This window comes from Ruegeria sp. O11 (assembly GCF_056535285.1).
On sequence record NZ_JBQERS010000002.1, the window covers coordinates 138,360 to 161,281 of the forward strand.

The 22,922-nt window shown below is 55.0% G+C and carries 24 protein-coding genes; 12 read left to right on the forward strand and 12 right to left on the reverse strand.

Features of this window, described 5'->3' with window-relative positions; translation table 11 throughout:
- Window positions 1–4: 4 nt before the first annotated feature.
- Both ACRZ91_RS07065 and ACRZ91_RS07070 read right to left on the reverse strand, forming a co-directional pair.
- Window positions 5–490 carry a TRAP transporter small permease gene (locus ACRZ91_RS07065; protein ID WP_480903653.1) on the reverse strand — a complete coding sequence of 162 codons (486 nt, stop codon included), beginning with the start codon at window positions 488–490 and terminating at the stop codon, window positions 5–7.
- A gap of 78 nt (window positions 491–568) precedes the next feature.
- A complete protein-coding gene (locus ACRZ91_RS07070) occupies window positions 569–1,567 on the reverse strand; it encodes a TRAP transporter substrate-binding protein (RefSeq protein ID WP_170411654.1) in 999 nt (332 codons plus the stop codon).
- 118 nt (window positions 1,568–1,685) lie between these two features.
- On the opposite strand from ACRZ91_RS07070, the gene ACRZ91_RS07075 reads away from it, so the two are divergent.
- Window positions 1,686–2,357, forward strand: a complete 672-nt coding sequence (locus ACRZ91_RS07075) for a GntR family transcriptional regulator (protein ID WP_480903657.1) — start codon at window positions 1,686–1,688, stop codon at window positions 2,355–2,357.
- 561 nt (window positions 2,358–2,918) lie between these two features.
- Here ACRZ91_RS07075 and ACRZ91_RS07080 read toward each other — a convergent pair.
- The 3 genes from ACRZ91_RS07080 to ACRZ91_RS07090 form a co-directional block, all read right to left on the reverse strand.
- The gene (locus tag ACRZ91_RS07080) at window positions 2,919–3,113 is read right to left on the reverse strand and encodes a hypothetical protein (RefSeq protein WP_480903660.1); all 195 of its coding nucleotides are present in this window, start codon (window positions 3,111–3,113) and stop codon (window positions 2,919–2,921) included.
- A 172-nt stretch (window positions 3,114–3,285) separates the two neighbouring features.
- Window positions 3,286–3,963 (reverse strand): hypothetical protein, encoded by a 678-nt coding sequence (locus ACRZ91_RS07085; RefSeq protein WP_480903663.1) that lies wholly within the window; start codon window positions 3,961–3,963, stop codon window positions 3,286–3,288.
- Between the two features lie 77 nt (window positions 3,964–4,040).
- Window positions 4,041–5,708: a DUF7056 domain-containing protein gene (locus ACRZ91_RS07090; RefSeq protein WP_480903666.1), complete on the reverse strand. Its 1,668-nt coding sequence runs from the start codon at window positions 5,706–5,708 to the stop codon at window positions 4,041–4,043.
- 11 nt (window positions 5,709–5,719) lie between these two features.
- Here ACRZ91_RS07090 and ACRZ91_RS07095 point away from each other — a divergent pair, with 11 nt between their 5' ends.
- On the forward strand, window positions 5,720–6,733 hold the full coding sequence (locus ACRZ91_RS07095) for a hypothetical protein (RefSeq protein WP_480903669.1): 1,014 nt from the start codon (window positions 5,720–5,722) through the stop codon (window positions 6,731–6,733).
- Entirely contained in the window at window positions 6,730–7,644 is a 915-nt protein-coding gene (locus ACRZ91_RS07100) for a sulfotransferase family protein (RefSeq protein WP_480903672.1), read from the forward strand. The genes ACRZ91_RS07095 and ACRZ91_RS07100 overlap by 4 nt, the downstream gene beginning before the upstream one ends.
- On the opposite strand, the gene ACRZ91_RS07105 is transcribed toward ACRZ91_RS07100, so the two are convergent.
- The 7 genes from ACRZ91_RS07105 to ACRZ91_RS07135 all read right to left on the reverse strand — a co-directional run bounded on the left by ACRZ91_RS07105 (window position 7,641) and on the right by ACRZ91_RS07135 (window position 15,747).
- Complete coding sequence (locus ACRZ91_RS07105; RefSeq protein ID WP_480903675.1) at window positions 7,641–8,633, reverse strand: glycosyltransferase; 993 nt, start codon at window positions 8,631–8,633, stop codon at window positions 7,641–7,643. The genes ACRZ91_RS07100 and ACRZ91_RS07105 overlap by 4 nt on opposite strands.
- 13 nt (window positions 8,634–8,646) lie before the next feature.
- Window positions 8,647–9,576 carry a glycosyltransferase family 2 protein gene (locus tag ACRZ91_RS07110; protein WP_480903677.1) on the reverse strand — a complete coding sequence of 310 codons (930 nt, stop codon included), beginning with the start codon at window positions 9,574–9,576 and terminating at the stop codon, window positions 8,647–8,649.
- 1,279 nt (window positions 9,577–10,855) lie between these two features.
- Window positions 10,856–11,743: a YghX family hydrolase gene (gene yghX / locus ACRZ91_RS07115; protein ID WP_480903680.1), complete on the reverse strand. Its 888-nt coding sequence runs from the start codon at window positions 11,741–11,743 to the stop codon at window positions 10,856–10,858.
- Window positions 11,744–11,832: 89 nt separating this feature from the next.
- The gene (locus tag ACRZ91_RS07120; RefSeq protein ID WP_480903683.1) at window positions 11,833–13,356 is read right to left on the reverse strand and encodes a malonate--CoA ligase; all 1,524 of its coding nucleotides are present in this window, start codon (window positions 13,354–13,356) and stop codon (window positions 11,833–11,835) included.
- Window positions 13,353–14,651, reverse strand: coding sequence for a malonyl-CoA decarboxylase (locus ACRZ91_RS07125; RefSeq protein WP_480903686.1), 1,299 nt, complete (start codon window positions 14,649–14,651; stop codon window positions 13,353–13,355). Before ACRZ91_RS07125 ends, ACRZ91_RS07120 begins: the two co-directional genes overlap by 4 nt.
- Before the next feature lies 1 nt (window position 14,652).
- Complete coding sequence (locus ACRZ91_RS07130) at window positions 14,653–15,309, reverse strand: GntR family transcriptional regulator (RefSeq protein WP_480903688.1); 657 nt, start codon at window positions 15,307–15,309, stop codon at window positions 14,653–14,655.
- Between the two features lie 51 nt (window positions 15,310–15,360).
- Window positions 15,361–15,747: a YciI family protein gene (locus ACRZ91_RS07135; RefSeq protein WP_480903691.1), complete on the reverse strand. Its 387-nt coding sequence runs from the start codon at window positions 15,745–15,747 to the stop codon at window positions 15,361–15,363.
- A gap of 84 nt (window positions 15,748–15,831) precedes the next feature.
- Between ACRZ91_RS07135 and ACRZ91_RS07140 the strand changes: the two genes are divergently transcribed.
- The 9 genes from ACRZ91_RS07140 (at window position 15,832) to ACRZ91_RS07180 (ending at window position 22,921) form a co-directional block, all read left to right on the forward strand.
- Window positions 15,832–16,716, forward strand: coding sequence for a fumarylacetoacetate hydrolase family protein (locus ACRZ91_RS07140; protein ID WP_480903694.1), 885 nt, complete (start codon window positions 15,832–15,834; stop codon window positions 16,714–16,716).
- The gene (locus ACRZ91_RS07145) at window positions 16,713–17,378 is read left to right on the forward strand and encodes a malonic semialdehyde reductase (RefSeq protein WP_170475498.1); all 666 of its coding nucleotides are present in this window, start codon (window positions 16,713–16,715) and stop codon (window positions 17,376–17,378) included. The genes ACRZ91_RS07140 and ACRZ91_RS07145 overlap by 4 nt, the downstream gene beginning before the upstream one ends.
- An 18-nt stretch (window positions 17,379–17,396) precedes the next feature.
- On the forward strand, window positions 17,397–17,852 hold the full coding sequence (locus tag ACRZ91_RS07150) for an OsmC family protein (RefSeq protein ID WP_480903697.1): 456 nt from the start codon (window positions 17,397–17,399) through the stop codon (window positions 17,850–17,852).
- Window positions 17,853–17,885: 33 nt separating this feature from the next.
- Window positions 17,886–18,959, forward strand: a complete 1,074-nt coding sequence (locus ACRZ91_RS07155) for a C4-dicarboxylate TRAP transporter substrate-binding protein (protein ID WP_319546336.1) — start codon at window positions 17,886–17,888, stop codon at window positions 18,957–18,959.
- A 30-nt stretch (window positions 18,960–18,989) separates the two neighbouring features.
- Window positions 18,990–19,541 carry a TRAP transporter small permease subunit gene (locus tag ACRZ91_RS07160; protein WP_480903700.1) on the forward strand — a complete coding sequence of 184 codons (552 nt, stop codon included), beginning with the start codon at window positions 18,990–18,992 and terminating at the stop codon, window positions 19,539–19,541.
- Complete coding sequence (locus tag ACRZ91_RS07165) at window positions 19,538–20,842, forward strand: TRAP transporter large permease (RefSeq protein ID WP_480903703.1); 1,305 nt, start codon at window positions 19,538–19,540, stop codon at window positions 20,840–20,842. The genes ACRZ91_RS07160 and ACRZ91_RS07165 overlap by 4 nt, the downstream gene beginning before the upstream one ends.
- Window positions 20,843–20,852: 10 nt before the next feature.
- Complete coding sequence (locus ACRZ91_RS07170) at window positions 20,853–21,719, forward strand: dioxygenase family protein (protein ID WP_480903706.1); 867 nt, start codon at window positions 20,853–20,855, stop codon at window positions 21,717–21,719.
- 21 nt (window positions 21,720–21,740) lie between these two features.
- On the forward strand, window positions 21,741–22,547 hold the full coding sequence (locus ACRZ91_RS07175; RefSeq protein ID WP_480903709.1) for an amidohydrolase family protein: 807 nt from the start codon (window positions 21,741–21,743) through the stop codon (window positions 22,545–22,547).
- Between the two features lie 68 nt (window positions 22,548–22,615).
- Entirely contained in the window at window positions 22,616–22,921 is a 306-nt protein-coding gene (locus ACRZ91_RS07180) for a hypothetical protein (RefSeq protein WP_480903712.1), read from the forward strand.
- Window position 22,922: the final 1 nt, after the last annotated feature.

A 22,922-nucleotide genomic window follows, 5' to 3' on the forward strand; every position in this document is an offset into this window, starting at 1 on the left:
TTCCTCACGCTTTGGTTCCTGCGATCAGACGCAGGGTTCGGATCAGATGTTGAGTGACGCGGATCGCGGACAGGCCAGCGCCAATCGGCGCCGAAGCATAAAGGATCGGAATCGGTAGTCCTAAAACGACCGACGTCTGGCTGGCTACAAAAGGCTGTCGGATAAGCTTGATGCATTCAATTGTCAGAACGACCAGAAATCCAAGGACAAGAAGCGCGATCACAACATCCGCGTAAAGCCTTGCGCGCTCGCTTAGGACATCACGCAGGACCGTGATACGCACATGATCGCCTGTATGGAATGCATAGCTGACGCCAATCCAGACAAACCATACAAACAGCCAAAGCGTTAGCTCTTCGCCCCATGAAAGAGAGGCATTCAGAATGTAGCGCATGAACACATTGCCAAAGATCAACAAGACAATCGCGGCCAGAAGTGCGCTGGCTAAGACCTTTTCGGCATTCATATCGATCCATTTGATAACCGACACCGTTCACCTCCCCTTGAACGAAAGGGGCACCCGAACCTTCATGGCACGGGTGCCCGTATTGGCTGAGTAGTCCGAGGGTCAGCTTCCGCTCGCTGCGGATACCGCTGCTACCCAGTCGTCATAGGCTTCGGCGCCAACCTCGTCGCGATACTGCAGGCGGACGCTTTCGGTTTTGTCAGCAAAGGCCTGTCGCTGCTCTGCAGTCAGCTCCAGAACCTCGACACCGGCAGCACGGATCTGTTCCAACTGTTCCGCATCTTCGTTTGCGACCAGTTCCGCCTGATAGTCACGTGCGGCGGCCATCGAGTCCCGGACCAGTTGCTGATGCTCTGCGGACAGCGAGTCAAAGAACGGTTTGGAGATGACGGGCATATAGACCGCAAAGACATGGCCCGTGGTTGAAAGGTATTTCTGCACCTCGTAGAAACGCTGTGAGGTAATGATCGCCAGTGGGTTTTCCTGGCCGTCGATCACGCCTTGCTGGAGAGCAGAATAGACCTCACCAAAGTTCATTGGCGTCGGGTTCGCCCCGAGCGTTTCGAATGTCGCCACATGCGCCGGAACCTTCATGGTACGCAGCTTGACACCCTCGAGATCTGCGGGGGTTGCAACCGGACGAACATTGTTGGTCACATTGCGTACACCCAATTCAAGCCAGCCAAGACCTACCAATCCCTGGTTTTCGACCCGTGCAAGCATGCCATCACCAGCATCACCATCAAGAACATCAAAGGCGATGTCCTTGGAGGAATACATGTAAGGCAGTTCAATTACTGCAAAGGCCGGATCCCAGCCCGCGAAAAAAGAGGAAGGAGGAATGGCCATCTCGAGAACGCCGGTTTGAACACCTTCGATCATCTCGCGATCAGGGCCCATCTGCGACGAGGGGAATATCTGTACGTCGATCTCACCATTCGAGCCAGCTTCGACCAGTTCTTCAAATTTCAGTAGCGCGCGATGCATATGAAACGCTTCTGCTGCGCCATGCCCAACCTTAATGACTGTTTCAGCGGATGCTGCAAAAGCAAGCCCGGCTGACATGACGACGCCAAGCGCCAATGTTGATTTCTTGAACAAGGTATCCTCCCACGGATTTAGTAAATTTTCGATCTATTATCTGAGATATCAGATATAATATAGAAATCAAGCTTACATGTGCTATTGTGTTAGAGAGACGAAATAGGACGAAGTGAAAATGACCGAGATTTTGCAGATTAAGCGCCCGAATTCGTTGAGTAAAACTGCTGAAGAGCACATACGAAAAGGCATTATCAATGGCACGTTTCAATTGGGTGAATCGCTGCCGGAAGTGAAGCTGTCAAATGCCATGGGCATCAGCAAAACTCCGATTCGCGAAGCGCTATCGGCTTTGAATCTTCAGGGGCTCGTTCAGATCTTTCCTCATCGAGGAGCCTTTGTATTCTCTCTTTCTCAAGAGGACGTGGTGCAGCTTTGCCAGTATCGGCTCATCCTAGAATCTGCAGCTTTGGAGCAGGCGCTTGAAAAGAACCCGTCGGTTCTGATCAATGAGCTGGCTACAATTGTTTCGAAGATGTCGGAAGTGCAGGAAGCGGATGAATTCGAGCAGTACTTGGAACTTGACGCCGAGTTTCACGACGCGTTTTTCAGGTCCTGCGGAAACAGTTACCTGCGGGATGGATATCAAAACGTCAGTGATATCGTCCAAACTATGCGGACACATCTGTCCAAGCGTTCCAATCGAACGAAGAAATCTTACAAGGAACATCAAGCGATCACATCGCTATTGGGCGAGGGTAAAGTAAAAGCAGCAACGAACACCCTCAAACGTCAAATCACTCGCGGTGAGCGTTCTTATTCTGATTTGGTTGGTGTCAATCAAACATAGGAGGCTCAGTTACAGAAATAGCACTGAAGACTAGTGGCAGCATTTTGACCATTCTGATTTGATGGAAACCCTTTGAGTCGCAAATGGCAAAGTTTGCGCGCTTCAGAAAACCAAGTTTACATAAAATCAATTACTTAGATGTCGCCAAATGGCAAAACTATGTGTCGCCCGACATCCTGTTGAACGTCACACGAACCTGACCCAACCGTCATAGTTGGACCAGAAACGAGGTGGACGTTCGACACTGGAAGGCACCCCCAAAATACTCCTATTAGAAACGAAATTAGATCCTGAGCTGCAGATCAGTTGCTGGAGCTAGAACTTAGTTCCAACTTTTTGGGTGTCGGTTTGCTGTTTCTCGCGGCCCAATCCCGACATTGGTGCAGTTCCTATTCAACCGCGGCTGTCCACCGAATTGAGCAGCCAACGAGCTTGGCTCCAAAGACCAAGCACTGTCTCAGCGGTGTCAATCCCGGAGCAAAAAGGGTCCAGGTACCGGAGTAAAAAGGGTCCACTTCGGTTGAGTGCTGCTGCGCCTTGGCGCGTGTGCTCTCCATATAGCTAACGCGTGCCGAGGCGGATTGGGATGACGACAGTGCGGACAAGCCGTCGATCCGGGATCGGTTGGAAAGCGTACTGAACAAGCCGCGTGAGACGTTGGAGCGGGGTGAAGGCCATGATGCAGAACGGGATCGTGACGACGAGCATGAACTGGAACGGGAAATCGACAGAGACAGGGGTCGTGGAGAGGGTCACAGCCTATAAATTTCTGCCTCAGGTCTGCAATTTGGCCTTGCGACTGTGTGGTCAATAAGGTTGTCGTAGGTCGAATGGAGAAGAATGCACATCGCGCGGTCCGCCGTGTAATCTGATAAGATGTGAAACTTCAGGCTTGATCTGACGGACGCCTCAGCGAGTTTCTTGATCCTCAGATCTTCAGAAGAGATGCGCGACGGTCTTCGCTTAGGGGAAAAAGCGTCATCAACCGTTCGAGCGCAGCAAAGTCTCGTGCGAGGAAACGTGCGAGGTTGGTGCGCGCCTCATCACTCAGCTTTGTCCGGTCATCGGGCATGGTAGAACGGTTGTTATGGATGCGCCCAAATGTCGGGCTACCGAGATACCTCTCGATGTCGACGTTGAGGGTCTCTTGGCAGAGAACGGCGAACACCTGCTCAGCGTCGATGACCTCCCATGCGGGTTCAAGGTAGAAGGCAATGTCCTCCTTCAGATGATGAATACTTCGGAAATCCTCTGACACTTCCGGGTCAAGCCGGTCTCCGTCGTAAAGTGCAAGCGCGAGCGCCTCGAGTGTGCCATACCGCTTAAGAATCTCCGCCTCATTCGGGAAGCGGTGGTCTGGCGTTGTCTCTTCATGGACCAACCGATAGCGCCAGTTGAACGCCGATATGGCCCGGTCGATCGGGTTTCGAACGACGAAGAGGTATCGATTGAGCGGTTTGTAAACAGGTCGCGCCACGTGGGTGGTCGATACTCGGTCAAAGGCCTTGGCGATCACAGGACTCGATTCGATCGACGCGCTGACCGTCGCGCCACCACATTTGCCGATATGGATATAGCAAAGCTGGCGCATGTCAGCGGGACGCAAGCGCTCAACCGCTGCTTTGACGGTGCGGACTGCAGTTCTGCGAAGGGGCTTAAAGAGAGTGTTTCTCGAGGTCATAGTTATCGTGTGTAGATTTCTGAAAAAAGGGGCACGCGCGGTGTCTGTAGGGCTGGGATTGCGACGCCCTCGGGGATCAGGCGGGTGGGCGCGTCGGCGCTAACCGTTGCGAGCGTATAGGTGCCCGGCGCAAGCTCTACTGGCAGACGAACGTGCGCGCCGTCGATCAAAAGGTTTTGTGACGGATCCTCGAGAACGAACCGGCCTGGTGCAGCGACGATGAGCGTCGCGGGCATATCAGGCAGGAGGGTTTTGCCTGGCGCGAGCAGGCCCGGCGCCAACATTACGTATCGTGCCGACACCCATGTCGCAAAGGTCTCTGGCAGCCGATCCGTTCGGTTCGTCTCGATGATCAGGTCCGGAGGTGTGGCGGCGAGCGCATCAACTACGTAGTCTCGACGCGAATTGATCCGTGCGATTGCTGGAGCGTCAAGCCAGCGGCGTGGTGACTCGAAATGTGTGGGTAGAATTCCAATACCGTCAAAATAGGTGCCATTCGGGCCAACGATCATCTCGGCGGACCGGATCACCTCAAACTGTTTGCGGTTGTCATGGTCGAGATAGGCGATGTTCCGACCGAAGCTTGACAGGACAACGAACACTACAGCGACAAGCGCAACAGTCCGCCATACTGGTCGCGAAACGTAATGTGCGTAGAGAACTGGCCCCCATAGTGCGAGGAACGGCAATGCCATGGTGAAGACATAAGGCCAAGTCTGATTGTGCGTGAAGACCAGAGTGGCCAGAACGGCGGTGAATACTGCGGCGATTGTGAACCCAGGCGCGTTCCGCCGGAGGTCGGTCAGCGCCAACAGGAGACCGGAGAAGAAAAAGACATAAGCAACGATGTTTCGCCCCAATGTCTGCCCGACGAACTGCCCCAGCCCCTTATAAAGCGAGCCACCATTAATCGCGAGATCTGCAGGTCCAACCGCCAGATGCCGTAAGACCGCTAGCGCATCGAACCCTCCGAAAACCAGCCCGTAGCCGAAGACTGCCACCGCCCAACCGCCGAGAAGGGTCGCGCCAGCCACAAAGGCTCGGGGTAGACTCGCGTGAAGCCAAAAGGCCGTTACCAGCCCGAGCCCCAATGCGCCATTGAAATATATAGCCTTCTGAGTACAAAGAAACGCGCAGCCAGTCATCAACCCAGCCCACGCGATTCGAACAAGGCGTGGCAATCCCTCCACTGCTACCAGCAACCATAATGCTAGGGCGGCGAACAGAATTGCAGGTGTCTCTGAGCGGAGCCGGAACGAACGCTCCATGTACGTCGAGACGGACAGCAAGAGGACAAGCGACACGAGCGCCGCCACTCGCGAAAACCCGAGTGCTCGGGACGTGGCGAATACAACGCCAAGCGTCGCCATCACCGTTCCCACAGCCAGTATGCGGCCGGCCATCAGCGTAGAAGTCGCGTCCCAACCCAGCCAGTGTGCCGGCCAGTACCAGAGCGCATAACCCACGGATTTCACCGGCCAGATGGTGTCGTAGAACCCCGCCCAAAGGTATTTTGACTGACCAAACTGCCAAAACTCGTCCATCACGAAACGAGTGTTCACGGCCAGGACCACGAGCATCACGAGTTTTGCTGCAAAAATGACACAAGCCAGCCACATCAGGTTGCGATTGTTAGTCGTGAGCGTTGTTGCAGACTGCGTTCTGGTCAAAAACATGTTCTATGACAAGGGGCGACGGAATTACTGAGGACGTTGAACAAACCGTGCGCACATCAGGCACCGTTGGTCGACAAAACACTTCCCGGGGCAGGACAAAATGCTGGGCGGTGGTGCTTTTCTGGCACGTTTTTCCTATTATTACGGCCCTTCTACTCCTCACTCTCCTGATCGCGTCGTCGGATTTAACGCTTGCGCAATTAAAGGCGATGCTCAATGCGTTATCTACCCTTCATATCGCGGCTTTTATTGCCATTTCATTCGTGACGTTGGGGCTCAGCGCTATCAAATGGCGGCTTGTGATGGCACATCTCCGCGCGTCGCCCACGCCGGTACCCTCCCTTTCCGCATCGGTGTTCTACACCTGCATTGGTGCCGTGCTCGGCCTCGTCCTGATGCCACACGCGGCCAAGCCCGCAGGCCGGGCGTTGGGCGCGCGGCTCTACGGGGCGCAGCCCGTAGGCAAAAGCGTCGCGGCCTCTATCTTTGAACAGGTCTTCGACTTCATTATGATTGTCCTGTTCGCGGCTTTCGGTGTCGTACTTCTGGTTCCGCGAACGGCGCCGGTCTTGGCCGTTGCTCTATTGATCTGTTTCGCTGCCATTGTCTTTCTTCTTAATCGCCCACAACTCTTGACCAAGCGACTACACATTGAAGACCTTACGCGTCTCCTGCGCAGCCCAGTGGCACCACGCCTTGCCACGATCTCGCTTGTTCTCTACCTCCTGAACGCACTTCGCGCAGGCGTTATCGCGGTACCTGCCGGTTTGGCGCTCATGCCTGCAGACTTCTTCGCAAGCTTCAGCCTCGTTCAGGTTTCGCGCCTGATCGCGGTCACTCCCATGGGCCTCGGTATTGCCGACTGGACATGGGCAGGTGTTCTTGCGCTTTTCGAGGTGCCACTCACCGTCACAGCCGGATTCGTCCTTCTCAATCGTAGCCTCAACGTGCTTTCAACCCTTGCAGCCCTCGCGCTGTCAATCCCGCTTGCTGTTATTGACGGGCGCCGCGCATCATGACCCACGCCAGTCCCAAAACGCCGGTCGTTTCCGTCCTTGGAATGCATCGAAGCGGCACGTCTGCCGGCATGAACGTTCTCTCTGCCCTCGGGGTTGCTTGCGGCGAGGACCTGATTCCCGCCGGTCGCTCGAACCGCGCCGGTTTCTGGGAGCACGTTGAGATCGTCGCCATTCAGGAGAAACTTCTGGCCCGCCTTGATCGGGTCTGGCACGGGCCGCGCGGAACCTTCCCTCTGCCCGAGGGCTGGCTCGACAGCAGGCCCGCGCGAGAGGCCGAAGCCGCCCTGACCGAGGTCGTGATTCGCGAGATAGCCTCGCATTCCGGCCGTGTTTGGGGTTACAAGGATCCGCGCACCATGCGACTCTGGCCGCTTTGGGAACGCATCTGGGAAAAGCTTGCCATCGCGCCGATACCGGTTGTCATGGTCCGCCATCCCGACGCCGTTATCCGTTCGCTTGCGAAACACAACGGAATTTCTCCCTCGCGCGGCCTCCTTGTCTGGCTTCAGCACAATGTCGAAGCTCTCCGCCATATTGGCGACCGCGTGTCCTTAGTCGTCGACTTCGATCAGTTGGTGAACAATCCCGACGCCACCGTCGAACGAATGGTCAGCGTCCTCGGCGAAACAATCGAGATCACGGACGCGTCGCGTGCCGCCGCCGTTTCCCGAGTTTCGACGGGCCTCAGAACCCACCCGGCCACGTCCGAGCTGCCCTCGAACATGCTCGCCGCCCGTGTCTACAGCGCGCTCACCGCCTGCGCCGCGGGCAAAGGGTCGACGGAGGAGTTGGTTGAGGTCGTAAAGTTGGTAGATGCCGCCGACGAACTTTTTTCAAGTTGGCGAACCGAGCGGTCGAATGTTCTGACCGATTGGATCGTTCGTTTCCTTGTCAGCCGCCAGAACGGCTAAAGTCCGTAAGCACTCCCCATTGGGCGGAATCGCTCTTTCAGGTAGCCAGTGCTCCAGCCTACAGCGACAACCAGCGCCGCCGCGGGCGTCAAGAACGCGCCTTTCAAAGTCAAGCCGCCGCGAAGCGCGAAGCCGATCAGAAGCATAGCACCGATCAGCGTCGTCGCGGCGAAGAGTATGGGAGCAAAGACCAGCCCCAGCACTGTCAATGCAAAAAGGGCTGGCAGGAACCAGCCTAGCCCGCGATGGGCGATTGTGACTGCGCTAGGCCATTTCCGGCCCAACTGCACACGCCCCGCGGCATAGCGGCGAAGCTGTTTGAACAAGCTCTGGACTGTCGGTCTCTTGTGGTGCCAGACAAATAGGCCTGGTGCAGATCTCAGCCGCTGGCCTTCCGAGCGTAAGCGCAGGTGGAAATCGACGTCCTCCGCTGTGATCAGTCGCTCGTCGAAGATGCCGATTTTTCGCACAGCTTCCTTTCGGTAGATTACGTTGCAGCCCGGCAGATCCTCGACATCACCGTCATCCAGATGATCTGCCTGCACCGAATGTCCGCCCATGCTTGCCAGCCGAAAGATATAGTTTGCGGCCTCCGGCCATGGCCCAGAGCCTTCCGGCAAAAGCGAGATGCCACCCACAGCGGCCACTTCCGGCGCTTCGAAGGCGGCAAGAGCTCGCTGAACCCAATCGGAGGGGACAACGCAATCGTCGTCCGTGGATGCAATGAACTCTCCGGTGGCGGCGGCGAAGGCTACGTTGCGACCGGCCGCCACTGTCTTGCCGGGGTTGTCGAGTACATGCGCGCCAAAAGAGAGAGCAACCTCACATGTGCCGTCGGTAGATCCGCCGTCGGCGATCACGATCTCGATTAGATCCTGTGGATAGTCGAGTGCGCGGAGTGAGGTCAGGCAATCTGGTAATCGCGACGCACCGTTCAAAACTGGGATGCAGACGGAGATTTTCGGCAGCAATTCGTTGGCCCCACCCATGGTCATCCTCCTATCACACCGTTGCCTGATTTAGCCGGTTGCCCGACACGATCGACAGAAGGCACCCCTTGAATGCGATCTGAAATCCGATCACGATTGCACTGAATGCCGCAATCAGGTCACGCATGGCGTCGAGCCCCCCGATCTGGACTGAGAGGATGAGGAAGCCGCTCGCCACCACCGCCCAGTGGTCACCGATCGCGAGCGCCCCGATTGTCACCATCTCGCTATCGCCCGCGATCAGAGCAACCATCAGCGCAAGCCCCACGGTGAAGAGCACGGCGGCAGGTCCTATGAACAGCCATGACGGGCAAAGCATCAGCATAAAAAAGAGGTGCCGAAAGCCGTCACGCCATGAATTCAGATGCGGTGGCCGTCCGCGCCCATCGGGCGAAAGCGTGACAGGTACTTCGACAATCTTCATGTCCATTATCGCAGCCTTAAGCACAATCTCCGAGGCGAATTCCATTCCCGTGGAAGTCAGCCGCATCTCTTCGAAAGCGCCGCGCGTCAGCGCACGAAGGCCGCAATGCGCATCGCTCACATTTGTCCGAACCATCATCCGCAGGATGCCAGAGAGCGCCGGATTCCCGATATTCCGGTTCTTCCACGGCATTGCGCCCTCACGAATCTCGCCTTTAAAGCGTGAACCCATACAGACATCCGCGCCCGCCATTAGTCTTTCGATCATCGGTACGGCTTCGACGAAGTTATAGGAACAATCGCTGTCACCCATAACGAGATAGCGGCCTCTAGCCGCCTTAAACCCGCCGAGGAGCGCTGCGCCGTAGCCTTTGTCGACCACAATGACCTCACCGTGAAGCCTGTGTTTTTCGGCCAGAATGTCCAGCGCCTCGCGGGCACGGGTAACACATTGCCGCACTGTTGCCGCCTCGTTCAGACACGGCATCACGATTGACACCGAAGCCACCATCATTTCCATCTATGTCTTACTCCGAGTTTCATATCCACCGGCCCGTTGCCATTTGGCTAATCGTAAAAGACGTCTAATTTTGGGCAAATTGGAGCCCATTTGGAAACGATCCGCAGTCGCGCGTCCGACTGCGCCAGTAGACATACTGTATTCCTTTCGTGTTTAGGGTGACTACAACTTGCAGATGCATGGTTGTGTTTTCAAAGGACAAGTTAGGGCCGCCGTTTCAGCGTTTTCACGACAGCCTTATTGAACACGAGGATAAGCAGCTCTTTCTTGAACACCGGTAACAAGCGCCTTGCAATAACCTGCTCGCCTAAAACGGTCGTTTTTGTCACAAACAGCCTGGCAACCGAAACCTCTGAAAAATCTTGTGCCACAAACCCTTGGCAAAACCTCGCTTGATTCTGGCCCGTTTTTGGGCACCGTCAGCGAACCAGACATTCGCCAGCGCGCAGCATTCCCGAAAGATTGGGCTCGCTGCCCATCTTAGCCGCTGCGTCGATGAATGGCGGCTATCACTATTGGGCCAGAAATGCTTGACGTTTGGGTCAGAATTGAATGACGTGATCTACCAGTTTATTGAGGTTTTGGCCGCTGATTGAGTCAAGTATCAGTGACGTTCCACAGTACTTGTTGGACGTCAGACGAATTTGACCTTTGCGTCATAAGCTGACCCAACAACTCCATGTCATTAACCCGCAGACAGTTTCGTTTGATCTGACTTCCTTTCCGGAAATCAGGGCTGATTTGGAGATCAGACGCCGAAGTCGCCTGTTCTTGCTGATCTGACACGTGGCGAACGCGGGAGGCGGCGAGGCAATGCTATTCGACAGGGGGAGTGCGGCCCGCAGGCGCAGCCGAGGACACGGCGCTGTCTAATAGGGTTGCCCGAGGGGGAGGGCAGCGCCCTCACCCTGACGGTCAGGGGCGTTTGGCTTGTCCAAATCCCGTTGGCCCTAAGAAACTATGGCCGATAGCCCCACCACAACTAGCAAGTACTGCTCTTGGCGGTCACTCAAACGTGGTCGCGAATGCCGCGAAGAGAAGCACTAGTGGCCACGATAGTATCCAATGAGCGGCGGATGGTCGTCATCGTCGACAGTCATTTGGCGGTTGATAGCCCCTGTCTCAAAGGCATCCATCGGACTGTAAGGGCCAAGGGCTCATAGCGTTCTATCTTACTAAGTAAGTTAGAATGCTTGGGCTTCCCGGGAAATACTCTCGGTGCATTGTGGGCGTCGGTAAAGCGATATCAACGCAAGAATGGCTTCGCAGCAAACCCCAATTACTCCAGATAGGTTTTGAACCATTCAATTGTGCGGTCCCAGGCCAGGTTTGCCATCTCCTCGTCATAGCGTGGCGTGCTGTCATTATGAAAACCGTGGTTGGCGTTTTCGTAGATATAGGCCTCGTATACCTTGTTGTTGGCCTGCAGGGCGGTCTCAAAATCTGGCCAGCCCGCGTTGATGCGTTCGTCAAGCTCACCCATCTGAACAAGCAACGGCGCCTGAATTTTGGCCACATCCTCAACTGCTGGCTGGCGCCCGTAGAACGGGACACCAGCGGCCAGTTCGGGATAGGCCACAGCAATTGCGCTGACCACACCGCCGCCGTAGCAGAAACCAACAGCGCCGACCTTTCCAGTGCAATCATCTCGGTTCAATAGGTATTCAAATCCATTGAAGAAATCGTTCATCAATTCGACCCGGTCCACTGTCTTTTGCAGCTCGCGCCCATCCGCGTCGTTACCTGGGTATCCTCCCACTGACGTCAGACCGTCGGGGGCCAGTGCCATAAACCCGGCCTTCGCCAATCGGCGCGCCACATCTTCGATGTAGGGGTTAAGGCCGCGGTTTTCGTGGATTACCAATACCGCGGGCAGGGGCTCTTCAACGCCGGCGGGTCGGACAAGGTAGCCGCGAACATCACCGGTTCCATTCGGTGAAGGGTAGGTGATGTAGTCCGCGTGGATATCGGGATCATTGAACGACACTTGCTGAGCCATCGCGTAGTTCGGGCTGAGCATTTTCAGCAGCGCGACCGCTGTCACGCCGCCGACCGTGAACTTGCCTGCGCGGTCCAGGAATTGGCGCTTGGTGATCTTGCCGTGCGCGTAAAAGTCATACAGGTCCAGAAGTTCTTGGTCGAAGTCTTTTGCCGTCATGCGAGTCATTGTGGATCTCCTGATGAGTTTGGCAGTCTGAAGGGTGGGTAGTATCCGATCTGAAAGTCTTGATTTGATTGGGCGTCTGGATGGGCTTCCTAAGAAACCGCCGGTGACAGTTCCTTGTTCGCGTACCGTTCGCGCAGCACGTTCTTTTGAACTTTTCCCATAGTGTTTCGCGGCAACTCCTGGACGAGTTCGTAGCGGCGAGGATGTTTGAATCGCGACAGTATGTTTCTGATGATCGAGTCGAACTGTTCCACCTGAAGCTGTGCTCCAGGCTCGGCAACCAAAGCAGCAATAATTGCTTCTCCAAATTCGTTGTCGGGGACCCCGAAGACCGCCGATTCCTGAACGCCATCGACATCGTTCAAAACGTCTTCAATTTCTTTGGGGTAGACGTTGTAACCACCAGTGATGATCAGGTCTTTTGACCGACCTACAATCGACAGGTAGCCATCCTCGCTGTATTGGCCCAGATCTCCGGTGAGGAAAAATCCATTTTCTCGAAGCTCTTCAGCCGTTTTTTCGGGCATTTGCCAATAGCCCTGAAAAACATTGGGGCCACGCACTTCGATCATTCCGACCTCGCCCTGGGGCAGCGGTTCTCCAGTTTCAGGGTTGGTTACGATCACCTCGGTGCCGGGTATGGCCATACCAACAGTTCCCGCGCGACGCTCACCGCCATAAGGGTTAGAGGTGTTCATGTTCGTCTCGGTCATACCGTAGCGCTCAAGGATGCGGTGGCCGGTGCGCGTTTCGAACGCCACATGGGTTTCTGCCAGCAAGGGGGCTGAGCCGGAAACAAACAGACGCATGTTCTCTGTGATCTCATCGGTGAAACCGTCATCCGCCAGCAATCGGGTATAGAAAGTGGGAACTCCCATTAGAAGGGTCGAGTGGGGCAATTCCTCCAAGATCATACCAGTGTCGAATTTTTTCATCAGCCGCACTTTGGAACCGGCGAGTAGTGATGTGTTCATCGCCACGAAAAGCCCGTGCGTGTGAAAGATGGGCAACGCGTGAATCAAGCGATCAGCGTCGGTGATACCCCACAAATCCACAAGGGCTTGGGCATTGGACAGCAGGTTTCGGTGGCTGAGCATCGCGCCCTTGGACCGGCCCGTGGTACCTGATGTGTAAAGAAGCGCCGCGAGGTCGTCCGGCGCGCGATCCACGGTTTCGAATACACAAGGCTGTGCGTCCGCTTCGCGGCTCAAGCTTGGAATTTCGCCACCCAAGGTCAGCAGCTTTGCACCAGACCGGGTTGCCAATTGTTCGAATTCAACTTTGTCGTGGCTGTCGCAAACGACTAACGCAGGTTGCGCATCAGAGATGAAATAGTCCAACTCTGCCATGGTATAGGCGGTGTTTAGGGGCAGGTAGACAGCACCTGCCTGAACCGAAGCGGCATAGAGCGCAATCGTGTCGGCCTGCTTGGGCGCTTGCACAACGATGCGGTCGCCGGGGGAAACTCCGCTGTTCTGCAAGACATGCGCGATTTGCGCGGTGCGCTGCAGAAACGCATCATAAGTGACCACCTGGCCATTATCGAGTTGCAGGAATGGAGCCGTGTTGCCCTCATGGCGGGCAAACAAACTGTCGTAAAGTGTATTAGTCACGCTGTATTTTCCCTAGGCTTTACCGCAAGCGTCGCAGTTGAAGCCGCGCGAATTGAACGCGAGGCTTGGATCGTGGCACGTGTCGCGAATTCTTCGTGGTAACGTTCTGTTTTGTTCAAATCGTAAAGGTAATTGACCATCGCACCTCCGGACTGGGCGCGTCCGTTTGGCGACTGATCTGCCTGGGCATGCAGTTCATGAAGCTCGGCACCATTTCCCAAGTGAAAGCGCGCCACAGGGTCAAGCGGCATTCCATCTTCGCGCTTGGCGAACATCAAGTACCGGGCGGCCATCGCGCGCACGTCCTGCGGTGTTGCTGTTTCTGCAAGCACGGCCTCGGCGGCATGCCCGTGTTCCGGGTTGTTTGTTTCACCAGACAGCCACCGGTTTAACCCCGGTATCGGCGACAATGTCACAAAGGTATCAAGCCCGCGAAGCTCCCGCGAAAGTTCGGTCACAACCTGCTTTATCAATAGATTCCCAAAGCTGATGCCCGCCAAACCCTTTTGGCAGTTTGAAATGGAATAGAACGCCGCGACCTTTGCCTGCTCGGTTTCGATCGGTTCTCGTGCTTCGGATAGAAGCGTATCTATTGCATTCGGGATTTCAGCGGTCAGAGCGACCTCAACAAAAATCAGTGGCTCATCTGGCATCGAGGGGTGGAAGAACGCAAAACATCGACGGTCCGGTGGGTAGAGCCGTCGCCGTAAGTCGTCCAGATCGTTGATCTGGTGCACCGCTTCATAGGCGACGATCTTATCCAGAACGCGGGCAGGGGTGTCCCAGCTAATTTGCTTGAGGACCAGAAAGCCTCGGTTGAACCAGCTGCGCAATAAATGGACGAAATCGATATCCGTTCGCTTGAGTTCCGGTTTGGATTTGAGAAAGCGCAGCAGATCAACGCGCATGGCTACAAGTTCCTGCGTCGCACCAGACGGCTGGTTCAGCCGTCGCAATAACTCTTGCCGTCGTGGCTCTGAAGCTTCACTAAGCCTCTGATAAAGTATGACACTTTTGTCGCTGGCGTAGAGGCGGGCTGCTTCAGAAAGCTGATTTGCGTCCAACTCAAGTTGGTCATTCAAATAGACAAAAAAGTCTAGTTTCTCCGCATCATTCAGAGTGTGGTAGCGCTCAAGGATCGTAGACGCGAGCGTGAATCCTGAAACTTCACCTTCCGCAGATAAAAGCGCCTCACATAGTTCGGAAATGGACCGTTTGTCATCCTTGCCACGCCTTTTGTCGGGACGGTCCAGCAATTGGTTTAGTAGATCACCCAGAAACCAGTTCTGCTGCATTTCAGGGCTCCATCTGGCTGCTAAGGTACTCACCTGTTCGGCGGTAGTGATCGATTAGGTGCCGAGTTGCGCCGTCTGCGTCGTGATTTAATGCGGCGTCCAAGATTTGCTGATGTTCGGCGGCGATGTCTCGTTTTTTGTAACTCGACCCGCCGGCCGCCAGATAGCGGTAGCGAATGTTCAGGTCGTAAAGCTGCGAGCAATACCGCAGCAGCAACGGCAGTTTCGAATTGTCCAACAAGGCCATATGAAACGCCTTGTGAGCGTCCTCAAAGTCTTGTGCCCCGTTCTGGCTGGCCTTTTTCATATGATGGTGACGCAAGACAAGCCGGTCTTCCCAGGCCGCATCCGCATTGGCGATGGAAGCGCGCAATGCGGTTTCTTCAAGGTTGCATCGAAGCAGAAGGATTTCCTCAAAGTTACACTTGCTGACTGGCGCTGCCCGAAATCCGCGCTGATCAATCCGCTCGACCAACATGTCCGAAGTCAAAAGGCTAAGCGCTTCCCGAACTGGACTAGCGCCAGTGTCCAAAAGCCCGCGAAGCTGTTCGATCTTGAGTTTTTGACCCGGAGGTAATTCGCCGGTCAGGATTAATTCGCGCAGCTTTCGATACGCTCCATGAGTGGCTGATGTCTCTTTGCCCTCAGTATCAAGCATGGCGTCCATATCCGACTGTTCCTATTTCGCGGCAAATACTCTTGAGTGCACTTAACTGAAGGCACTCGTTCCAGTCGATAGACCAACTGAAATGTTCAGCGAGCCTTCGTTGATCAACCAGCGCCGAAGTACAAAACTACGTGCCCCACTTTTGTGCATAGGATCGTCTTCGGCCAGCTTCCGGGCGGATTCAAGGCTGTCGGCGCGATAGATGATCAGCCCCATCCCCTGCATATGCTCGCCGGTTTCATCCGACATGGGGCCTGCAAAAGCCAGCTGCCCCAAACGTTCCAGCTGCGTCTGATACGCCAAGTGATCAGGCAGTGACGCCTTTACATCACCCGGCGCTTTGGCTGGCGTGCTCAGCGCGACGTAAAGCTCCAAAGCAAGCGCACCGCGGCTTTTTGCTTCTGATTTGTAGTCTGCCCAAGCAACCATTTGCTGTCTCCAAAAATATCGATATTATTTGACATATGGCAAAATAGTCGGCAAAAATCAAGCGAACTGACATGGATGGTGAAAATGAAATACCTGGTGGGAGTGACTTCGGAAGGCACAGCGGTTTTTTCTGTAAACGGCGAAAACGCAGTGAATCTAACGGCTTTGGACCCTGCCGTCGGTTCGGATTTGATGGGTTTGATAGCCAAGCCTGAACTGGCCGACTCACTTGCCAGCAAAATTGACGCCGCAGACACTGTGCCCGTGCCTTCCATCACTCCGGCATTGCCCGTTGCCGCTCCCGGAACGATCATTTGCATGGGGTTGAACTACACGGACCACATCAAGGAAGGCGGGTATGACATCCCGGAATATCCGACGCTGTTCATGCGCGGGAAGAACTCGATCATGGCGGCAGGGCAACCTATGGTGCGGCCTGCCTGTTCCGAGAAGCTCGACTACGAAGCCGAACTTATGCTGATCGTTGGAAAGCGCGGACGCCATATCTCGGAGCAGGACGCACTGGATTATGTCTTTGGCTACACTGTATTCAACGATGGTTCGCTGCGGGACTATCAGCGCAAAACCGTTCAGTGGACGCCTGGCAAAAATTTTGATGACACGGGCGCGATCGGTCCTTTCACCGTGACTCCGGATGAGTTGCCCGAAGGGGCATCAGGTCTGAAGATCGAAAGCCGTGTGGGTGATGAAATCCTTCAAAGCTCGAATACCGCCAACATGATTTGGGGGGTTCGTCAGGTCATCGCGACGATTTCGGAATATACTACTTTGGAGCCGGGGGATCTGATTGCGCTAGGTACGCCTCCTGGTGTCGGACACGCCAAAAAGCCCAATCCCCGTTGGTTGAAGCCCGGCGAAACCGTTGAGGTCGAGATTGAAGGCATCGGAATCTGCGCCAGCCCAATCATTGACGAAAAGGATGCCAAGTCCAAGGTGGCTGCAGCATGAGCGCACCAACCGGAGCAGAGCTGGAGGCACTTCGCGCCAAGGCGCAGCAAGATCACCGCGATCTGCGCGAGCGCATTCCACGCTTGTCGGATGACGCGATCGCCTTGATCTTGCGCGAATCCAGATCGCACTACGCGTGGACCAACAAGCCTGTTTCTGACGACATACTTGAAGAGATCTACGACATCACGATCAACGGCGCGACCAGCATGAATACGTTGCCCGCGCGCTTCGTTTTCGTAAAGAGTCTCGAAGGGAAAGAGCGGCTTGCAAAGTCTTTAAAGCCGAAGAATGTGCCAAAGATGATGGATGCTCCGGTCACGGCGATCATTGCCTATGACATGGACTTCTGGAAGGAACTGCCCTTTCTTTTCCCGCACGAAGACCGTCGGCCATTGTTCGAAAACAAGCCCGACTACGTGGCAGACACGGCCTTTCGAAATGGCACGCTTCAGGGCGCTTACTTCATGATTGCGGCCCGGGCTGTCGGGTTGGACGTCGGCGCCATGTCAGGTTTTTCGAACAAGATCGTCGACGAGGAGTTCTTCGCGGGCACGACGCTCAAGTCCAATTTTCTATGCAATCTGGGCTACGCGGACGAGACCGGATTGTTCCAGAAGCTTCCACGTTTTCCATTCGAAAAGGTTTGCTCTTATGCATGAGGAGGTGACGCTTTGGCTATGAAAGTAAAACCTGTCGTGACGTACCGCACGACAGCTCAATGCCCGACTCATGCGCGGACTGAGATACCAATTCGCGATCTTGATGTTGTTGTCGATGAACCCGTCGAACGCGGCGGGACAAATCTTGGTCCGTCTCCAACCGAAACCGCAATGGCAGCCCTGATCGCCTGTACGAATGTCATCGGGCACAAGAACGCACATCGGTTGGGAGTTGAACTCGGCACGGTGACAATCGACGCGAAATGCAGGTTGGACCGGCGTGGTGTGCTGATGGAAGAGGAGATCGATGTTCCGTTTCCGGAAATCGAACTCACCGTGAATTGTGAGACACCCGCCAGTCAGGAGGAACTGGCGCGCGTGGGTGAGGAGACAGCCAAGTATTGCGCCATCGCAAAACTGTTTGAAGCGGCAGGCACGGACCTGACCGTCAACTGGGTCAAAACAAACAATTAGAGACAAAAGACCCGACTTTCTGGGAGGAGAGAAATGAAAAACTGGACCAAACGCAGCCTAGTGGGCGCTGCTCTGGCGGGCGCCATGGCGATGCCCCTCGCGGCAGAAGAGACCATCTCTGCTGTCGTAATTGATGGCTATCCCGACCGCGCGTTGTGGGTGAAAGAATTCACCAACTTCTTCATTCCAGAAGTGGACAAGCGGTTGGCCGATTCCGGCAACTACAAGATGAGCTGGCAAGAGAACTACGGCGGTTCGATCGTCAAGCCCAAGGGCGTTCTGGAAGGTATTCAGCTGGGCTTAGGGGACATTGGCATCGTTACTACAATCTTCCATTCTTCGAAGCTTCCCAGCCAAGGAATATCGGGCTCGACACCTTTTGTGGCATCGGATTCCCGCGCCGTCGCCAAGGCTGTTGATGAAATCGCTCGTGAATACCCGGCGATGCAAAACGAGTTCGCCGCACAGAACCAAGTTTATCTTGCTACCGGCGTTGTGCTCGACACCTATCAAATCTTCTGCACGGAACCTGTTTCTTCGGTTGCCGATCTTGAGGGCCGCAAAATCGCGGGAGCAGGCCTGAACCTGCGTTATCTTGAAGGGATCAAAGATGCCGCTGGTGTACGCGGGGGACTAACCGATTTCTACAACATGCTTCAAACCGGCCTGGTCGATTGCGGCATGCTTTGGCCCGAAGCCGCAAAGACGTTTAAGATCGCGGAAGTAGCGCCGTACATGCTCAAGGCTGATCTGGGAGCAGTGAATTCCAAGACCATCACCGTCAATGCCGACTACTGGGCTAGCCTCCCGGACGAAGTCAAAGACGTGTTGAAGGCCGTCGCCATCGACTACCGTGACCATGTCGCCGGCATCGCGATGGACCGCGCCGCTGCTTCGCGGGATGCGTATGTTGAAGCGGGTGGAACAATCGTTGAGGTTTCGGACGAAGACCGTGCCGCCTGGGCAAATGCAATGCCAAATGTCGCGCAGGAATGGGCCGCGACGCTGAACGATAACGGCGAGCAGGGCACAGAGATGCTGGCCGCTTACCTCGGCAAGCTTCAGGATGCCGGATTCACCGGAGTTCGTGACTGGACGGCCGAGTAACAGTCTGGCGATCCACGAAAGGGGCCTTTCATGCTGAAGACCGCAGTTGCTGGCTTGTCGCGGGTTGCCAATTCGCTTGCTATCGCCGCCAACGCATTGGGAACGCTTGTCGTCCTTGCGTTGGTGGTGATTCTGAATGTCGACGTCATTGCGCGTGGTCTGTTTTCAGCACCTCTGCGTGGCACCTATGAAATGGTGCAATTCTCGGTCGTGATGATCGTTTTCCTGCAATTGGCCGACGTGGTCAGAGTGGATCGGCTGACGCGCTCAGACGGGTTCCTGAACCTGCTGCACCATCGCAGCCCGGGTCTGACAGCCAGCCTGAGGCGCATCATCAACGCCATATCTGCCATCTTTATGGCTTTGATTGCGTATGTAACCTTCCCAGAATTTCTTCATATGTGGGAGACACAGGACTACTTCGGAGTACCCGGTCTTTTCACATTGCCATGGTGGCCGGTCAAACTGGTCATCGCGTGCGGTACTGCGCTCGCCTGCGTGATCTTCCTGCTTAAGGTCGTCACGGCGCAGGACCGCCCGCAGCTTGTCCGCACCCCTGAACATGACGAGGCCGCAGAATGACGCCGATTGAGATTGGCCTGCTCTCGGTCGTTGCCATCGTCTTTTTGATCTACGCAGGCGTCTACATTCCGATTGCTCTGGGTGTGGTCTCGTTCGTGTCGATCTGGCTGATGCGGGATAACTTCACGCTTGCGCTCAACCTGCTGAAGGTAGCGGTGGGCGACAGCGCGATGGAATACAGTTTCGCGACAATCCCGCTGTTTACCTTTATGGGCCTCATCGTTTCAAAAGCGGGACTAGGCAGGGATATTTACGAGGTCATGACCATGCGATTTCGCAAGGTCAAAGGCGGTATCGGAATGGCGACCGTCGGAGCAAATGCCGTGTTTGCGGCCGTTACCGGGTCGTCCATTGCGTCCGCATCAGTGTTCACCAAGGTCTCGGTCCCGCAGATGATGGCGCAGGCATATAATCCACGTTTTGCTGTTGGCGTGGTGGCCGGGTCTTCAGTGCTGGGCATGATCATCCCGCCTTCGGCCATGTTGATCATATACTCGTTTGTCGCCGAACAATCCGTTGGGGACATGTTCCTTGCGGGAGTTATACCGGGCATCATGCTGGCCATCGCCTATGTCGGCGCGATTTGGGTCATGGGACGTTTCACACCATCATTCGTAGGTGGCAGGGTCGTCGAAGACACCGAATGGATGTCCAGACGCGAGATCGCATCCAAGACCCTGCCCACATTGTTCATTATCACGGTAGTGCTCGGTGGCATTTACACAGGGTGGCTAACCGCTGTCGAGGCGGGTGCCGCCGGGGCACTGGTTGCGCTCGTTATCGCAGTCGTGCGCAAGTCCATGACACCAAGAGCGTTCTGGGACGCGTTGCTGGAAACCGGTCACATTACAGCGGCGATTTTGTTCCTGATTACGGCGGCTTCGATTTACAGCCGCATGCTGGGACTGGCCGGGCTGCCCAATCAGTTGCAGGACTTGCTTGCGGGGAATTCAGCGTCCTTTTGGTCGATCATGCTGCTCTACGTCCTCTTGATGCTTTTTCTGGGAACATTACTCGATACGGCGTCCATCATTCTGATCGTTGTCCCGCTGTTTCTGCCTATGGCCGAAGCACTAGATATGTCGTTGATCTGGTTTGGCATTATCACTGTTGTCGGCGCCGAAATCGGACTCTTGACCCCGCCTTTGGGCATATCTTGCTTCGTCATCAAATCCACGATCAACGATGACCGAATATCGCTCAAGGATGTGTTCATGGGCGCACTTCCCTTTGCGTTCGTGATGCTGATCGTTCTGCTCATTCTGATCGAATTCCCGATCCTCAGCCTTGCCCTGATTTAAGGAGGCCCAGATGCGCTCTGTCACCAAAGACAATATCACCGACGTGTTCATGGGATACCTGTCCAAGGACACCGATCCGCGGATGAGAGAAATCATGGGGTCTCTGGTCAAACACCTCCACGATTTCGCGAGAGAAACCAACCTGACGCATGACGAATGGCGCGCCGGGATTGCGTTTCTGGAGGGCTGCGCTGCGGTGGAAACCGAGGACAGGCATGAATTCGTACTCGCCTCAGATGTGCTGGGCCTGTCGTCATTGGTGGACATGTTGCATTCTAGTTCTGATGCAACAAGTTCATCCGTGCTTGGCCCTTTCCATGTCTCTGGCGCGCCGCCTCTGCCATTCGGCGGGGATATGAAGCGCCACTACGGTGGACCTGTGCTGCTTGCTGAAGGCGTGATCCGGGATACAGATGGTAATCCGATTTCCGGTGCAGATTTGGATATCTGGCAAACCGCACCGAATGGAATGTATGCAAGCCAGGACGAAGAACAGGACACCTATTCTTTTCACGGCCTGATGACTACCGGTGACGACGGTAAGTATGCATTCACGACCGTCAAGCCAGTTGAATACACGGTGCCGTCAGATGGGCCTGTCGGAGATATCCTGCGCGCCTGCGGTCGCCATCCCTGGCGACCTTCGCACCTGCACTATATCGTCAAAGCTCCTGGCTACCGTTCTTTGGTCACTGAGATTTTCCCCGACGACGATCCTTATTTGGATCAGGATACAGTGTTTGGTGTTCGGGATGATCTGGTAATGACCTATGTTGAAAGGCCAGTTTCAGAATTTCCTGATGGCATGGAGCTTTCTGGTAAGATCACTGAACCTTTCTTGCACGTGAAGTTCGATGTGAAGCTTGCCAAAGTCTGAACGATATTGAGGAGGCTTGAGGTGCTGAAACATATCTTCATATTAGGTGCCGCGCTGATTTGCAGTAGTGCTATCGCAGAAGAGCGCCCGATCTTTGACGCGCATATTCATTACAGCCACGATGCCGTCAAACTGGTTCCTCCCGAACAGGTGGCTAATATCCTTCGGGATGCGGGCGTGCGTAAAGCCCTGGTTTCCAGCTCGGATGACAATGGTACTCAGCTGTTGTTGGCCGCAGCACCAGATATCGTTGTTCCGGCACTGCGCCCTTACCGGCGTCGCGGTGAAATCAACACCTGGATGCACGATGAAACCGTAATCGACTATTTGGAAGCAAATCTGGCCAAGAACGACTACGAAGCCATCGGCGAGTTTCACGCTTACGGAGACGACATTAAGACGCCGGTTATCCAGCGCATGATTGCACTAGCCAAAGAGCGGAACCTCATCCTGCATCACCATGGTGATCGAGAGGCAGTTGACCTGATCTTCGAAACCTGGCCTGAAGCTCGGGTACTGTGGGCGCACTCTGGCTTTGATGATCCGGCGAGTGTTGTTGACGCGCTGGACACCTATCCAAGGCTTTGGGCCGACTTGGCATTTCGTTCGGACATGGCCTCACGAGGCCGTATCGACCCGGATTGGAAGGCGGCTTTCGAAGCCCATCCGGATCGTTTCATGGTCGGTACGGATACATTTGCGCCGGAACGTTGGTATTACGTAGGACCTCATGCCGATTTTTCGCGTGAATGGTTGGATTTGCTGCCGGACCAGATTGCGGACAACATCGCCTATGCCAATGCCGAACGTTTGCTGGCATCAGAATGATCCGCTGCGCTGTCTGGTTTCTGATTTGGTCCAGCGCGGCTTTTGCTTGTGACGTAACTGGGAAACGTATGAATTCGGAAGTTCAAAACGCACCCGAGGTTTATCTGTCTGTTGATGAAATTCCATTGGCTCAACCGTTTTCCTTGCTGATTTCAGTTTGTAGTGAAACTGCCGTGGGCCAAATGCGCGTTGATGCAATCATGCCCGCTCATCAACACGGTATGAACTATACCCCCAAGGTTACCGCGTTGGACGGTAGAACGTTCCGCGTTGATGATATGCTGTTTCACATGCCGGGTTTGTGGGAGCTGCAGGTTGATGTCGACATCAATGATCAATCAATTTTCTACACGTCAAAAATTGCGTTGAAATGAA

Bases quoted from the DNA above. Each gene is read 5' to 3' on its own strand.
- ACRZ91_RS07105 (WP_480903675.1), bottom strand. From the start codon at position 8,633: ATGGGTGGGGCCAACGAATTGCTGCCGAAAATCTCCGTCTGCATCCCA.
- ACRZ91_RS07140 (WP_480903694.1), top strand. From the start codon at position 15,832: ATGAAATACCTGGTGGGAGTGACTTCGGAAGGCACAGCGGTTTTTTCT.
- ACRZ91_RS07125 (WP_480903686.1), bottom strand. From the start codon at position 14,651: ATGCAGCAGAACTGGTTTCTGGGTGATCTACTAAACCAATTGCTGGAC.
- yghX (WP_480903680.1), bottom strand. From the start codon at position 11,743: ATGACTCGCATGACGGCAAAAGACTTCGACCAAGAACTTCTGGACCTG.
- ACRZ91_RS07110 (WP_480903677.1), bottom strand. From the start codon at position 9,576: ATGGAAATGATGGTGGCTTCGGTGTCAATCGTGATGCCGTGTCTGAAC.
- ACRZ91_RS07150 (WP_480903697.1), top strand. From the start codon at position 17,397: ATGAAAGTAAAACCTGTCGTGACGTACCGCACGACAGCTCAATGCCCG.
- ACRZ91_RS07075 (WP_480903657.1), top strand. From the start codon at position 1,686: ATGACCGAGATTTTGCAGATTAAGCGCCCGAATTCGTTGAGTAAAACT.
- ACRZ91_RS07095 (WP_480903669.1), top strand. From the start codon at position 5,720: ATGACAAGGGGCGACGGAATTACTGAGGACGTTGAACAAACCGTGCGC.
- ACRZ91_RS07180 (WP_480903712.1), top strand. From the start codon at position 22,616: ATGAATTCGGAAGTTCAAAACGCACCCGAGGTTTATCTGTCTGTTGAT.
- ACRZ91_RS07160 (WP_480903700.1), top strand. From the start codon at position 18,990: ATGCTGAAGACCGCAGTTGCTGGCTTGTCGCGGGTTGCCAATTCGCTT.
- ACRZ91_RS07135 (WP_480903691.1), bottom strand. From the start codon at position 15,747: ATGGTTGCTTGGGCAGACTACAAATCAGAAGCAAAAAGCCGCGGTGCG.
- ACRZ91_RS07130 (WP_480903688.1), bottom strand. From the start codon at position 15,309: ATGCTTGATACTGAGGGCAAAGAGACATCAGCCACTCATGGAGCGTAT.
- ACRZ91_RS07100 (WP_480903672.1), top strand. From the start codon at position 6,730: ATGACCCACGCCAGTCCCAAAACGCCGGTCGTTTCCGTCCTTGGAATG.
- ACRZ91_RS07155 (WP_319546336.1), top strand. From the start codon at position 17,886: ATGAAAAACTGGACCAAACGCAGCCTAGTGGGCGCTGCTCTGGCGGGC.
- ACRZ91_RS07170 (WP_480903706.1), top strand. From the start codon at position 20,853: ATGCGCTCTGTCACCAAAGACAATATCACCGACGTGTTCATGGGATAC.
- ACRZ91_RS07165 (WP_480903703.1), top strand. From the start codon at position 19,538: ATGACGCCGATTGAGATTGGCCTGCTCTCGGTCGTTGCCATCGTCTTT.
- ACRZ91_RS07145 (WP_170475498.1), top strand. From the start codon at position 16,713: ATGAGCGCACCAACCGGAGCAGAGCTGGAGGCACTTCGCGCCAAGGCG.